The 504-nt window shown below is 70.4% G+C and carries 1 protein-coding gene; it reads right to left on the reverse strand.

Annotated elements, in window-relative coordinates; genetic code table 11:
- On the reverse strand, nt 1-504 hold a 504-nt coding region (locus A5701_RS26785; RefSeq protein WP_156670289.1), incomplete at both ends, for a VWA domain-containing protein.

Here is a 504-nt window from a genome sequence, read left to right on the forward strand (position 1 = left end):
CAGGGCGGTGAAGATGGCCTCGCCGGTGGCCGTGCTGTCGGCGAAGTCGAGCTTCTTGAGCGCGTCGATCGTCGCCTGGTGCTGCGGGGTGGGCGACACCAGCAGGTATGGCGTGCCGGCGAAGCCGACCAGGCCCAGGTTGATGCCCGGCGTGAGCTGACTGGCGAACTGCTTGCCGGCCACCTTGGCGGCGGTCAGCCGGTCGGGGGGGACGTCGGTGGAGGCCATGGACTCCGAGACATCGATCACCAGCATCACGACCGCCCGGTTGAGCGGGATCCGGACGTCGGACGTCGGCCCGGCCATCGCGGTGGTCAGCAGCACCAGCGACGTGGCCAACAGGATCGTCGGCACGTGCCGCCAGCGGCTGGGGCGCGCCGGCGCGACCCGCTCCAGCACCTCCATGTTGGCGAACCGCAGGACGCGGCGGCGGCGGGCGAACTGCAGCACGACGTAGATGCCCAGGACCAGCAGAACGGCCAGCAGGAACAGGAAGAACCACGC

This window comes from Mycobacterium sp. E3305, from assembly GCF_001666785.1.
In the GTDB taxonomy this organism is placed as follows: domain Bacteria; phylum Actinomycetota; class Actinomycetes; order Mycobacteriales; family Mycobacteriaceae; genus Mycobacterium.